At 54.2% G+C, this 11,796-nt stretch carries 11 protein-coding genes; 3 read left to right on the top strand and 8 right to left on the bottom strand.

Annotated features, from left to right (window positions below; genetic code table 11):
* Both AC1HCM_RS07025 and AC1HCM_RS07030 read right to left on the bottom strand, forming a co-directional pair.
* Nucleotides 1-413: HD-GYP domain-containing protein (locus AC1HCM_RS07025; protein WP_479461056.1), on the bottom strand; the 413-nt coding region annotated here is incomplete at its 3' end.
* A 28-nt stretch (nucleotides 414-441) separates the two neighbouring features.
* On the bottom strand, nucleotides 442-924 hold the full coding sequence (locus tag AC1HCM_RS07030) for a YqaA family protein (protein ID WP_479461057.1): 483 nt from the start codon (nucleotides 922-924) through the stop codon (nucleotides 442-444).
* Between the two features lie 30 nt (nucleotides 925-954).
* Between AC1HCM_RS07030 and AC1HCM_RS07035 the strand changes: the two genes are divergently transcribed.
* Nucleotides 955-2,031 (top strand): DUF763 domain-containing protein, encoded by a 1,077-nt coding sequence (locus tag AC1HCM_RS07035; RefSeq protein WP_479461058.1) that lies wholly within the window; start codon nucleotides 955-957, stop codon nucleotides 2,029-2,031.
* On the opposite strand, the gene aroA is transcribed toward AC1HCM_RS07035, so the two are convergent.
* The 5 genes from aroA to moaC are packed head-to-tail and all read right to left on the bottom strand — an operon-like array spanning nucleotide 2,008 to nucleotide 6,206.
* Nucleotides 2,008-3,318: a 3-phosphoshikimate 1-carboxyvinyltransferase gene (gene aroA / locus AC1HCM_RS07040; RefSeq protein WP_479461059.1), complete on the bottom strand. Its 1,311-nt coding sequence runs from the start codon at nucleotides 3,316-3,318 to the stop codon at nucleotides 2,008-2,010. The two genes, AC1HCM_RS07035 and aroA, sit on opposite strands and share 24 nt — an antisense overlap.
* Nucleotides 3,315-4,163, bottom strand: coding sequence for a prephenate dehydrogenase (locus tag AC1HCM_RS07045; protein WP_479461060.1), 849 nt, complete (start codon nucleotides 4,161-4,163; stop codon nucleotides 3,315-3,317). Before AC1HCM_RS07045 ends, aroA begins: the two co-directional genes overlap by 4 nt.
* A gap of 11 nt (nucleotides 4,164-4,174) precedes the next feature.
* Nucleotides 4,175-4,879 carry a FecR domain-containing protein gene (locus tag AC1HCM_RS07050; protein WP_479461061.1) on the bottom strand — a complete coding sequence of 235 codons (705 nt, stop codon included), beginning with the start codon at nucleotides 4,877-4,879 and terminating at the stop codon, nucleotides 4,175-4,177.
* A complete protein-coding gene (locus tag AC1HCM_RS07055) occupies nucleotides 4,876-5,448 on the bottom strand; it encodes a UbiX family flavin prenyltransferase (protein ID WP_479461062.1) in 573 nt (190 codons plus the stop codon). The genes AC1HCM_RS07050 and AC1HCM_RS07055 overlap by 4 nt, the downstream gene beginning before the upstream one ends.
* Nucleotides 5,445-6,206, bottom strand: a complete 762-nt coding sequence (moaC, locus tag AC1HCM_RS07060) for a cyclic pyranopterin monophosphate synthase MoaC (RefSeq protein WP_479461063.1) — start codon at nucleotides 6,204-6,206, stop codon at nucleotides 5,445-5,447. Before moaC ends, AC1HCM_RS07055 begins: the two co-directional genes overlap by 4 nt.
* Nucleotides 6,207-6,230: 24 nt before the next feature.
* Between moaC and hypE the strand changes: the two genes are divergently transcribed.
* On the top strand, nucleotides 6,231-7,229 hold the full coding sequence (gene hypE / locus AC1HCM_RS07065) for a hydrogenase expression/formation protein HypE (protein ID WP_479461064.1): 999 nt from the start codon (nucleotides 6,231-6,233) through the stop codon (nucleotides 7,227-7,229).
* 2 nt (nucleotides 7,230-7,231) lie between these two features.
* Nucleotides 7,232-8,080 carry an MBL fold metallo-hydrolase gene (locus tag AC1HCM_RS07070; RefSeq protein WP_479461065.1) on the top strand — a complete coding sequence of 283 codons (849 nt, stop codon included), beginning with the start codon at nucleotides 7,232-7,234 and terminating at the stop codon, nucleotides 8,078-8,080.
* On the opposite strand, the gene AC1HCM_RS07075 is transcribed toward AC1HCM_RS07070, so the two are convergent.
* Nucleotides 8,070-11,585 carry a class I tRNA ligase family protein gene (locus AC1HCM_RS07075; RefSeq protein WP_479461066.1) on the bottom strand — a complete coding sequence of 1,172 codons (3,516 nt, stop codon included), beginning with the start codon at nucleotides 11,583-11,585 and terminating at the stop codon, nucleotides 8,070-8,072. The two genes, AC1HCM_RS07070 and AC1HCM_RS07075, sit on opposite strands and share 11 nt — an antisense overlap.
* Nucleotides 11,586-11,796: the final 211 nt, after the last annotated feature.

An 11,796-nucleotide genomic window follows, 5' to 3' on the forward strand; every position in this document is an offset into this window, starting at 1 on the left:
TCAAAGGAGTCAGCTACCGTGTATATCCTCGCAAGGAGGGGTATGTCGGTATCTCTCTTACCGAAGGGGTATCCGCTCCCGTCGTACTTCTCCTGATGGTAGAGAAGCACCTCCAAGGACCTCTGGGGGAGACCTATGTCTTTAACGAGCTCGTAGCCGAGCTGAACGTGAAGCTTCATGACCTCGTACTCCCTCTCGGTGAGGCGGGTGGGCTTGAGGAGTATTACATCGGGTATAGCTATCTTCCCAACGTCGTGGATGTATCCTCCGATCTCAAGCTCCCTAAGCTCCTCCTCCGTCAAGCCCAGGGCTCTTCCTATGGCGAAGGCGTAGGTCACCCCTCTTTCGGTGTGCCCCTTTGTGTAAGCATCCCTTAAGCCGAGGAGCCTCGTGAAGAACTCGGGACTGAACATGGATTCATAATAATATATATTATTTCTGTCAAGGTAAGTTTATGAGCCTGCCCATAAGATCTCCTGCGTAGGCAACTATCAAGAATCGGGGGAGCCTTCCCAGGAAAGAGGCGAGGAGGAAGGTCGCCCGGGGCATCTCAAATATGCCTGCGAGCCAGCAGACTACCTTGAAGGGTATGGGCGTTACAGCAGCAAGGAGTACAGCCCAAATACCGAACCTGTTGAAGAGAACCTCACCCTTGAGGAAGTAATTCTCACCTATTAGCCTCTTTGTAACCGGCTCTCCGAGGAGCATACCCAGCGTGTGGGCTGTGAGCCCCCCGAGGATGCTCCCTATAGTTGCGGTCAGGGCTGCAAGGAGAGGGTTCAGGCCGAAGGCTGTCCCTCCCGCTATAAAGGGGTCTGGAGGCACAGGCTGAAGGATGCTCTCCGTAAAGGAGAGGAGGAATATACCGAGGTAGCCGTAGGAGTCAACGAGGTCTCTGGCAAAGAGCTGGAGAGATTCTAACATTCAAACGGAAAATATTCTATCTTAAAAGGGATGAGGAAGGGTATAGCCAACCTACCCCTTCACGGTGGCAAGGCTCCGCCATGGCTCTTCAGGCGCATGGTTGAGCTCTCCAAGAGTATAGTTGAGCTCGTCGTTCTTGAGCATGGAAGGAGGACCCTCTTAGAGAGGCTTTCGGACCCTTACTGGTTCCAGTCTCTGGGCTGTGTGCTCGGCTTTGACTGGCATTCAAGCGGTCTTACCACAACCATGTGCGGTGCACTAAAGGAAGCCCTGAAGGATATAGGCAGGGATGTGGGTCTTTTCATGGCTGGGGGGAAGGGAAAGGCAGCCCTCAGAACTCCAGAGGACCTTCAGCGTTTGGGTGATAGATTCGGCATAAACACCGAAGATCTGAAGGATGTCAGCAGGCTCGTGGCTAAGGTGGACAACAGCCTTCTCCAGGACGGCTACCAGCTCTATCACCACACCATACTCTTCACAGAAGAGGGGGATTGGGCTGTGATCCAGCAGGGAATGAACACGGAGAAGAGGTATGCCAGGAGATACCACTGGCTCGGTTCCCGGGTGGTCAGCTTTACCGAAGAACCCCACAGCGGTATATCCGCTCAGAAGGTTCATGAGAAGATAGCCCTTGATATGACCTCCAAGAGCTCCGCGGACTCTAAGGAAGCTATAAAAGAGCTCTTGAGCGATAGAAAGCTCCTCCTCAAGGAGCTGGACGGGATAAGGAAGCTGGAGCTTCCTCCCAGACACTACATAAGCCCTGAGGACCTGAACCTGAAAAGACTCCGCGAAACTGTGAAGAAGACTGAGGAGATGGAACTGAAGAGCTTTGAGGACGTTCTCAGGATAAAGGGAATAGGACCGAAGACTATAAGGGCTTTAGCCCTCGTTGCAGAGCTGATCTACGGAGCGAAGCCTTCCTTTGAGGACCCCGCAAGATACTCCTTTGCCCATGGGGGGAAGGACGGGCATCCCTACCCCGTTCAGAGAGACATCTATGACACGACCCTTGAGACGCTGAAGAGAGCGATAGCCAAGGCTAAGCTGGGAGAGAAGGAGAAGGTAGAAGCGATAAAGAGGCTAACGAGGATACTCAAGGATTGATTCAAGGTCGCTGAAGAAGCTCGGATAGGAAACCTCCACGCAGGAGACGTCGTCTATGACTGTCTCCCCCTCTGCCACAAGACCGGCTACTGCAAAAGCCATCGCTATCCTGTGGTCTCCATAGGTTTCAATTCGGGTGCCCCTTAGCCTCTCCACACCCTCAACAACGAAGCCGTCCTCAAGCTCCTCTATCCTCGCCCCCATCTTCCTGAGGTTCTTGACTACAGCCCTTATCCTGTCGCTTTCCTTTACCCTGAGCTCTCCTGCACCCCTGACCTCAGACCTTCCCTCTGCGAGTGCCATGATAACGGCGAGCATGGGAATCTCATCTATCAGGGTAGGGACCTCTTCGGGCAGAACCTTAACACCCCTGAGCCTGTCTCCCTTCCTTACCCTTACATCCGCTATCGGCTCGCCCGAGATCTCCCTCTCGCTCTCGTAGACAACCTCCGCCCCCATCTCCCTCAGCTTCCTGTAAAAGCCGTCCCTCGTTGGGTTTACGAGCACATCTCTCAGAAGGAGCTCTCCCTCTGGAGCGAGAAGGGTCAGCCCACAGTGGAAGGCTGCGGAGGAGGGATCCGCAGGGCAATATACCTCCCTTCCCTGAAGCTCCTGACCTCCCCTCACCTTGACGATGTGTCCCTTCTCCTCGGCGAGGGCTATAACCTCAGCACCGAAGAAGCTCAGCATCCTCTCGGTATGATCCCTTGAGAGGACGGGCTCAAGGACCTCAGTTATACCTTCAGCCCTCAGACCAGCCAGAAGAAGAGCGGATTTCACCTGGGCTGAAGACCTCTTGTTGAAGAAGGATATGCCCCTCAGCTCCCCTCCCCTGACGCTGACAGGAAGCCTGTTGCCCATCTCCCGTCCGTCAAGGGTAGCACCCATCTCCCTGAGGGGCTCAACCACCCTGAGCATGGGTCTGCTTCTGAGGCTCTCGTCCCCCGTGAGCACGCTGAAAAAAGGCTGAGTTGATAGAACACCGAGGATGAGCCTCGCGGTGGTTCCGGAGTTTCCCGCATCAAGGACGTCTCCGGGTTCTGTAAAGCCGTAATTCGTTCCCTTCACCCGAAGGGTCTCTCCCTCCTCAAGGATCTCCGTTCCGAGAGCCTTCAGTATGTTCAGCGTTGCCTCCGTGTCCGCAGACCTGAGCCAGTCGTGAACAAGGGTCTCCCCCTGGGCGAGGGAGCCTATTATGATTGCTCTGTGGGATATGGACTTGTCCGAGGGGACCCTGAGCTCACCCCTCACCCTCTTGACCTTCTTCTCTATCTTCAGCTCCTTCATTCTATGCTCAACCTCCTCTCCTTTGCTTCTCTCAAGAACTCCGTAAGCTCCCCCTCCTTTTCCTCCTCTATAAGAGTCCTGAGCTTCTCAAGGGAAGCAAGGTAAACATCCAGAGCCTTGAGGACGTTCTCCCTGTTCTCCAAGAAGATGTCCCTCCACATGACGGGGTCGCTCGCAGCTATGCGGGTAAAGTCCTTGAAACCACCGCCCGGGTACCTAAAGAGGTCAATCTCTCCCGACATCTCTATCAGGGCATCTATGAGGGCGAAGGCTACCGCGTGGGGCAGGTGGGAGACCGCACCGAAGACCCAGTCGTGGAGTATGGGATCCACCAGCTCCACCCTTCCGCCGGTTACCTTCCATAGCTCTATCGTCTCCTCAAGGGCTTTTCTATCGGTGTTCTCCGTTGGTGTCACTATCACCTTCCTGTCCTCAAAGAGCTCTCCCGAGCTGTGCTCAACCCCGGACTTTTCCGTACCCGCTATGGGGTGGCTCCCAACGTAGGTCCTGCCGAGAATAGACTCAAGGTCGTAAACGAGCCTACCCTTAACGCTCCCAAGGTCCGTTATAAGGCTTCCCTCCTTCAGGAAGGGTTTTATGCCCTTGGCTATTCCCCTGAAGGTTCTGACGGGAGAGGCTAACACCACCATATCAGGTTCAAAGTGGGCAATGTCTCGGAGCTCTGTGCTCCCCTCCTCTATAACGCCGAGGCTGACAGCCTTCTCAATGCTCTCGGGGTTTATGTCTATCCCGTATATCCTCCCCTTGAAGCCGCCCCTCCTGAGGGCAAGGGCAAAGGAGCCCCCCATAAATCCAACACCTATAAGGAGAAGACTCTCGGTCATGGGAGAGAATATTAAAACATATCAAGGAGCCTGAACTCCTCCTCCACCTCGGGCGGTATCTCTATGTTTCTTACCTCGCTCCCCTCAATGAGGACAGCCTCCCCTGACCTGAGCTCAAACTCCTTGACGAACTCCCTGAACTCCTTCTCGGTCTCCCTCTTGAACCTCTCGTACTCCTCCCTCTCCTCCCTTATACCTTCCTCTATCCCTCTCTTAAACTCCTCGTACTCCTCCTCCTCCCTCTTCCTGTACCTTATGAACTCCCCGACCATCTTTCTAACGCTGAGAACACCATCCTTCAGGAATATGCTCGTTCTGCCCTCTTCGGAGCTCACCATGAACCTCGTGCCCTTTACCCCTATGATCACAGAGCCTACCCTGACCTTCAAACCCTTCGTCTCCTCCCTCTTCCTTATCTGAAAGAGGGCTCTCCCTCCTTCAAAGTTCACCCTGTCAATGCCTTCTATGTAGAGGATGCTGTTTTCCATGAGCACGAGCTTGTTCACACCGAGGAGTTTGACGAAAGCCATTGAGCTGTAATCGGTCTTGAGGATGTCCTTGACGTAGAGGTCCTCTGGGAGCTCCTGTACGATCTTCCCCGAAAGGCTACCCTCTCTAAAGAGCTTCACCCTCCCCTGCTTCTTTACGAGCTCACCAGCTTTTTCCTGACCGAAGGACAGGGCAACGAAGAGAACTAAAAAGAGAAGCCTTCTCATTCCTCCCCTCCTTTCCACCTATTATAGAGCTGATGTTCAACACCGAAGAGATCAAGAACCTTTCCCACGACGAAGTCAACGAGGTCCTCCATCCTCTTGGGTCGGTGGTAAAAGCCCGGGCTCGCAGGAACGACTACAGCACCCGCATCTGTCACCCTTAGCATGTTCTCAATGTGAACCCTTGAGTAGGGCATCTCCCTTACCAGCATCACCAGCTTCACCCTCTCCTTTAAGGCTACCTCACACACTCTGTGTATCAAGTTAATATTCACACCGGAGGCGACGCTCGCGAGGGTGCTCATTGAGCAGGGCATCAGGAGTACACCCCTGTAAGAGGTCAGCACCGAACCGCTCGCTATGGGAGCGGCTATATCCTTCTCTCCATAGAAGTTTGCCTTGGGAAACTCCTCCCTCAGCTCGGATACGGACCTGCCGAGCTCCTGCTCAAGAACTATTCCACCCGCACGGGAGACAACGACATCCACGTGGGCGAGGGAGCTCAGAACCTGAAGGGCTCTGTACCCGTACACAGCACCGCTGGCGCCCGTGATGCAGAGAACGAATCTCATCTCACAAGTCCCCCGAGCAGTGGACCGAAGGTCTCAAAGAAACGCCTTACCTTTCCCTCCTCAGCGGGGAGGCAGAGGACAAGCCTTCCCTCCTTGTCCCTCCCTACCTTGACCTCAAGGGTTACTCCGAGGGGGTCCTTGGAAAAGTCGTAGAGGGCTATCACGCTCTCAAGCCCGAAGAGGTGTTCCTCAATTCCGCATCCGTTTCCTATCCTCACGAGGAGAGCCGGCTCACCCGAGAGCTCTGCCCCCATCTCTGAAAGGAAACCCTCCGCAAGCCTCCTGAGCTCAGGGGACTCCGATAGGACCGAGGCGGACACACCCTCAAGGCTGACCCTCCAGTCGGACTTTCCCCCGCTCTTTTCAAGGAGCTTGACCTCCTCTATAACCATCTCATCATCAACGCCCTTGCACATGTCGTAGACGTTGAGCAGAGCTGTCGTTACCGCAGTTAGAGCTTCCATCTCGTAACCCGTCTTTGCTGTTCCCCTGACCTCCGAGAGGACCTCAAGCCTGTCTTCGCCGAGCTTAACCTCAACGCCAACGAAGTCAAAGGGTATGGGATGGCAGAAGGGAAGGATATCTCCTGTTCTCTTTGCACCGAATATTCCCGTAAGCTTTGTAGCCTCGGGGAGGTTTCCCTTGGGGAGCTTGTTCTCCCTTATCAGCTCTACGGTTGCGGGCTTGAGCCTTATCCTGCCGTAAGCCCTTGCGCTCCTTCTCGTCTCAAATTTATAGCCCACATCAATCGTTCTCATGGGCTTTAATATAACTTATACATTATGAAGAGAATTCTCCTTTCTCACGGCTCCGGAGGTGAGGAGACCCAGAAGCTAATAAAGTCCCTCTTCCTGAAGCACTTAAGAAACCCCATCCTTGAGAGGATGGAGGACTCAGCCCTCCTTGAGGTCAGGGGAAGGATAGCCTTCACGACAGACTCCTTCACCGTATCCCCACCCTTCTTCAGGGGAGGAGACATAGGAAAGCTTGCCATCGCCGGAACCGTGAACGACCTGTCGGTTATGGGGGCAAGACCCCTTTACCTGTCGGTGAGCTTCATAATTGAGGAGGGTATGGACTACGGAGAGCTTGAGAGGATAGTCAGGAGCATGGCTCAGGAAGCTGAGAGGGCAGGTGTTAGGGTTGTGACGGGAGACACGAAGGTTGTCCCGAGGGGACAGGCGGACAGGGTCTTCATAAACACCTCCGGCATAGGTGAGGTAGTCTGCGAAGGGCTATCAGCCCACGGGCTCTCGGAGGGTGACGCGATAATCGTTTCAGGAAGCGTTGGAGACCACGGAGCCTGCATACTTGCCGAGAGAGAGGGTATGGACTTTGAGATTCCGATAGAGAGCGACTGCAAGAGCCTCTGGGACCTTATCGGGCACGTTCTGGAAACGGGAGCCCAGATCCATGCCATGAGGGATCCGACCCGGGGAGGTCTCGCCGCGGTTCTGAACGAGTGGGCTGAGCAGTCGGGGGTTGAGATTGAGGTTGAGGAGTCCGCCATCCCGGTTAAGGAAGCTGTGCGAGGTCTGTGCGAGCTCCTGGGCTTTGAACCCACCCACCTTGCCAACGAGGGCATGGTTGTCATAGCCGTTGCCCAGAAGGACGCCGACAGGGTTCTTGAGGCTCTCAGGTCCCATCCCCATGGAAGGGACGCCCGCATCATAGGAAGGGTTTTAGGAAGGGGCAGGAGCAGGGTTGTTGTAAGGACGCCTTACGGCGTGAAGAGGGTAATGGAGGCTCCCTCCGGGGAGCTCCTGCCGAGGATCTGCTGAAAGTGGCTGACCTTAGAAAGAGGCTCTCCTGCAACGTAGAGGGCGAGTTCTTCGTTGACAGCACCTGCATTGACTGTTCGGTCTGCAGGGAGATAGCACCTTCGGTGTTCGGTGATGGAGCCGATAGTGCCTGCGTAGTTAAACAGCCGGAGGGAGAGGAGCTCCTCTTAGCCTTTCAGTCTCTGATATCCTGTCCCGTTGGAGCTATCGGCACCCAAAGGCTTAAGGTTCCAAAATCTGTTTACAGGAGCTTTCCAATCCCGATAGAGGACGGGGTTTACCTCTGCGGGTTCGCCTCAAGGAAGTCCTACGGAGCTCTGAGCTACTTCGTGGAGCATAGAGAGGGCAACTGGCTCGTTGACTCACCGAGGTTCTCGGGGCATCTCGTCCGGAGCATATCCAGAAGGGGAGGGCTGAAGTACATCTTTCTGACCCATGAGGACGATATTGCGGACTGCAACAGGTTCGCCGAAAAGTTCTCGGCAAAGAGGATAATCCACGAGGCGGACTCCCACGCCGTCCCTCAAGCGGAGATAAAGCTCAGGGGATACGAGCCTGTGTCCTTTGGAAGGGACTTCCTCCTCATACCCACTCCGGGGCACACGAAGGGGCATACAGTCCTCCTCTACAGAGAGAAGTTCCTCTTCACCGGAGACCATCTCGCCTGGAGCAGGAGAAGGAGGTCGCTGGTAGCCTTCAGGGAGTACTGCTGGTATTCATGGAAGGAGCTCGTCAGGTCAATGGAGAGGTTGTTGGATTTCAAGTTTGAGTGGGTTCTACCCGGACACGGCTACAGGGCAAGGGTGAGCAGGGAGGAGTTTGAGAGCTTTGTAAAGAGCCTCAGCTCCTGAGAACGCTCAGTATCCTCTCCACCTTCTCAAGGTCGGTCTCAAGCTCCTCCTTTATCCTCCTCTCTTTCTCAACCACCTCCGGTGGTGCCTTCTTTACGAAGTTCTCGTTGGAGAGCTTCCTGCTGACCCTCTCAAGTTCCGCTCTGAGCTTCTCCCTCTTCTTCTCGTAGCTTTCCACGAGCCTTTCAAGGTCAACGTGTCCCTCAACGGAGAGGAATATCTCCACATCCCTTGAGAAAGTAGCCACCGTCTGGGGAGGTCTCTCCTCCACCTCCTCAAAGGACTGGAGCTTGGCGAGGTTGAGGATGTGATCTCTGAACTCTTCTATGACCGACCTGGAGAGCTTACCCTCCGTTCTGAAGAAAGCTTTTAACCTGCGGGAGGGCTCTATCTGGAGGTCTGACCTCAGAGACCTTATCGCACTCACTATCTCCCTGAGCCTCTCAACCCTCTGGGTCTCTTCGGGGAATATCTCATCCTGCTTTCTCTGAGGAAAGTCCTTCAGGGATATGCTTTCGCCGTCGCTCGCCGGGAGGCTGTGCCATAGCTCCTCGGTTATGTAAGGCATGAAGGGGTGCAGTATCCTGAGAGCCTTCTCAAGGACGTAGTGGAGCGTGTAGAGGGCTGTCGTTCTCTCGGAGAGAACCTTCGCTCTCTCCTTCTGGACTTCCTCTTCTTCTCCCTCTGGCAGGGGGGCGTATATCCTGCTCTTGGTAAGCTCTATGTACCAGTCGCAGAAGTCGGACCAGAAGAAGTCGTATATTGACTGGGCTGCCTTGGAGAACTCATACCTTCCGAGGGCTTCATCAACCTTCTGGGCTGTCTCGTTCATGCGGGTCATTATCCACTTGTCCTCGGGTTTGAGGGGTGCCATGTAGGGAATGTTAGAGACGAAGTCTTCGGGTGTGTTCATGAGAACGTAGCGTGTGGCGTTCCATATCTTGTTGGCAAAGTGCTTGTAGCCTTCAAACCTCTTCTCTGAGAGCTTTATGTCCCTCCCCTGAACCGTTAGGATCGCGAGTGTGAACCTGAGGGCGTCCGCCCCGTACTTCTCTATTATGTCAAGGGGGTCTATGACGTTCCCCTTAGTCTTTGACATCTTCTGTCCCTTTTCATCCCTGACAAGGGCGTGGACGTAAACATCATAAAAGGGTATGTCCTCCATGAAGTAGGTGCCCATCATGATCATACGGGCAACCCAGAAGAATATGATGTCAAAGCCGGTCACGAGGAGGTCCGTCGGGTATAGGTTCCTGAGGTCCTCCGTATCCTCGGGCCAGCCAAAGACACCGAAGGGCCATAGAGCGGAGGAGAACCATGTATCAAGGACGTCCTCCTCCTGGCGCAGCCTCTCCGAACCGCACTCTTTACATCTGAGAACCATCCTCCACTTCTTGCTCTTGGAGTCGTACCTGTAGAGACCTCTTGTGGAAACCCCAGGAGTCAGCATAGCCATAGGGTTAGCCTCTTGAGTGAAGAAGAGCCTTAGGGAGTGGGCGTCTATATCCGTTGAGTGGTACCTGTGGAAAGCAAACTTCTTGTAGAAGTCAAGGACGGTCATCTCAGGATGGACGAAGTTGGGGGACTTGAGGACACCCTCTATCTCCTCAGGGGTAAACTCCTGACCTATCTTCCCGTCCGCAAGCAGGTTGAATATTATCTTGTCGTAAGCCCTATCAAAGTCGTCGTCGGTGAAGACGTTGACCCCTCCGCACTCCTCACAGTACCAGACGGGTATCCTGTGACCCCACCATATCTGCCTTGAAATGCACCAGTCCCTGAGGTTGTACATCCAGTCAAGGTAGAACTTCTTCCACTGCTCTGGTATGAAGCTCACCTGCTTCTTCTTCTCGCTCACCCTCTTTTCCCTCTCAACCCTGACCTTTATAGACTTCTGTGCAGGTTCAAGCCTTGAGCTACCGTTCTCAATAACCTGCATAAACTCGTAGGCTCCATCGTCCCATCTGTAAAGGTTCAGTCTGCTGCCCTCGGAGGCTATGAGGTACCTCCCGGAGCCTATTTTGGACTCAACACCCTGCCTGACAACGCTTATCTCTCCCTCAACGCCTATCAGGAAGTCAACGCCGGTAGGTCTTTGCATAAACTCGTAGGTAAGCTTCTTGGCAAGCTCAGCTATCTCAGGGCTTCCCTGGTGGTAGTAGATGTAGGCGAGCTCCCCGTCCCTGACGCCCGAGAGAAACTTCACCCCTTCGGTCAGAACGACGACAGCCCTCGTCTCCCCGGTTATCTCCTCGCCGACAGGTATTGTGAGGGTGAGTCCCTCTACCTCCGCATACTGAACGAATACCTCCTTCTCCTCCCTCTCCTCTATGCCTTCTTCAACCACCTTTATAGCCATGTCCTTTATCGCAGGGTCTGAAACCTTCACGAACCACTGCTCAGAAACCATGGGTTCAACGACGGTCTTACATCTGTAGCACCTTCCAACGGAGTGGAGGTGCTCTTCCTCCTTCTCAAGGAGACCCTCCTCTTTAAGCCTCTCCACTATCTTCCTTCTCGCCTCGTACCTGTCCAAGCCGGCAAACTCGCCCGCATTCTCGTTCATGTGGGCTGTCTCGTCCATAACCTTTACGAAGGGAAGCCCGTGATCCTTCCCTATGGCAAAGTCGTTGGGGTCGTGGGCTGGGGTCACCTTTACCGCTCCCGTACCGAACTCGGGCTTGACCCTCTCATCGGCGATCACGGGAATAAGGTTGTCTATCTCCTCACCCGACAGGGTCTTCCTCTTCCAGCTCACGAGAGGGAGCCTGAGCCTTTTACCGATGAGGTCCTTATACCTCTCGTCCTCAGGATGGACGGCAACTGCTGTATCCCCCAGCATCGTCTCGGGTCTCGTGGTGGCGACGGTCAGGTAGCCAGAGCCGTCCTCAAGGGGATACCTTATGTACCAGAGCCTTCCCTTCTCTTCTTCGTGCTCAACCTCAAGGTCTGATAGGGCTGTGAGGTCCTTGGGACACCAGTTGACTATGTACTGGCTCCTGTATATGAGACCCTTTTCGTAAAGCTCTCTGAAAGCCTTTCTCACAGCCCTTGAGAAGCCCTCATCAAGGGTGAACCTCTCCCTCTTCCAGTCCACCGAAACACCCAGCTTCTCAAGCTGGGTCCTTATGGCATTCCTTGACTTAGGAACCCATTCCCAAACCTTTTTTAGAAACTCCTCCCTGCCGAGCTCAAGCCTGCTTTTGCCCTCACTCTGGAGCTGCTTATCAACTACGTACTGGGTAGCTATGCCTGCATGGTCAAAGCCCGGAACCCAGACTACCTGCCTGCCCTTCATCCTCTGCCACCGGACTATCACATCCTGAAGGGTGGCGTTCAGAGCGTGTCCCATGTGGAGAGAGCCCGTTACGTTGGGCGGGGGTATGACAACTGAGAACTTCTTGCTCTTGTCTGGCTTCTCAACGTGGTATATAGCCCTCTCTATCCAGAACTTCGTCCACCTCGGTTCAATCTCCCGGGGGTTGTAATCCTTGAGCTCCTTCATGGGAGAACTATTATACCCTCAAGGTCTTCCCGTACTTCTGCGGTTCTTTTCTGAAGCTCTCTTCATCCATAACGATGATGTCAAAGGACTCCTTCCGCCTTCTGGGCATCATCTTTTGCCGGGTACTCTCCATGCTATATATTATCCTCAATGAGGATTGGAGTTATAAGCCTCGGGTGTTCAAAGAACCTCGTTGACAGCGAGGTGCTTC

It is taken from the genome of Hydrogenivirga sp., from assembly GCF_056450045.1.

Coding starts and splice junctions, on each gene's coding strand:
- AC1HCM_RS07030 (WP_479461057.1), bottom strand. CDS start 924: ATGTTAGAATCTCTCCAGCTCTTTGCCAGAGACCTCGTTGACTCCTAC.
- AC1HCM_RS07035 (WP_479461058.1), top strand. CDS start 955: ATGAGGAAGGGTATAGCCAACCTACCCCTTCACGGTGGCAAGGCTCCG.
- aroA (WP_479461059.1), bottom strand. CDS start 3,318: ATGAAGGAGCTGAAGATAGAGAAGAAGGTCAAGAGGGTGAGGGGTGAG.
- AC1HCM_RS07045 (WP_479461060.1), bottom strand. CDS start 4,163: ATGACCGAGAGTCTTCTCCTTATAGGTGTTGGATTTATGGGGGGCTCC.
- AC1HCM_RS07050 (WP_479461061.1), bottom strand. CDS start 4,879: ATGAGAAGGCTTCTCTTTTTAGTTCTCTTCGTTGCCCTGTCCTTCGGT.
- AC1HCM_RS07055 (WP_479461062.1), bottom strand. CDS start 5,448: ATGAGATTCGTTCTCTGCATCACGGGCGCCAGCGGTGCTGTGTACGGG.
- moaC (WP_479461063.1), bottom strand. CDS start 6,206: ATGAGAACGATTGATGTGGGCTATAAATTTGAGACGAGAAGGAGCGCA.
- hypE (WP_479461064.1), top strand. CDS start 6,231: ATGAAGAGAATTCTCCTTTCTCACGGCTCCGGAGGTGAGGAGACCCAG.
- AC1HCM_RS07075 (WP_479461066.1), bottom strand. CDS start 11,585: ATGAAGGAGCTCAAGGATTACAACCCCCGGGAGATTGAACCGAGGTGG.